The following is a 680-nucleotide window of genomic DNA, read 5'->3' as shown; positions in this document are numbered from 1 at the left end:
AGAACCTGTCTAATATCTTTTGAGCATCACAATCAAATAAGCTAAAACAACCATTTGGCGACTAGTACTAAGATGTCGTTCGCAATTTTTCCAAAGGCGCCGACATTTATCTAGCCAACTAAAAGTACGTTCCACTAACCAGCGTTGCGGAAGCACTTCAAATTTATGTAATTCATTACGCTTAGCCACCTGTACGGTGGCTTTTAAATTGGAATGAACAGCGGCGGAAAAGTTGTTCCCAGTGTACCCACCATCAACTAGTACTGTTTTGACGTGATTAAGATGTTCACGATATAACGTCAACATAGCAATGGCTCCTTGACGATCAGACACATTAGCCGTAGTAATGTGAATAGCTTGTGGTAAACCATTGATATCAACTGCTAAATGGCGCTTAATATCGGAAACTTTTTTACCTGCATCATAACCTTTATGCTCAGCAGTATCTGCATTTTTTACGCTTTGGGCATCGATTATAATAAATGTCGTTTTGGCTGAGCGTGATTGTAAATTACGCTGTTGAGCGATAATTTTTTTAAACAGTTATCAAGTAGCGATGCCTCTGTGACAAAAGGCGATGCAGACCAAAGCTTGTAGTAATTATAGACGGAATGCCATTCAGGAAAATCACTTGGAACTTGTCGCCATTGACAACCTGTTTTTAGGACATAGATAATCGC

General features: G+C 39.6%; 1 pseudogene. It reads right to left on the bottom strand.

Going from position 1 to position 680, the window contains the following annotated elements:
• Nucleotides 1-9: 9 nt before the first annotated feature.
• Nucleotides 10-680, bottom strand: a pseudogene (locus KGF70_RS17015) (IS5 family transposase); the annotation flags it as partial.

It is taken from the genome of Lactiplantibacillus sp. 7.2.4, from assembly GCF_018991185.1.
In the GTDB taxonomy this organism is placed as follows: domain Bacteria; phylum Bacillota; class Bacilli; order Lactobacillales; family Lactobacillaceae; genus Lactiplantibacillus; species Lactiplantibacillus pentosus.
Note: the sequence above shows the minus strand (reverse complement) of the source record. Positions and strands in the feature narration are given on the sequence as shown.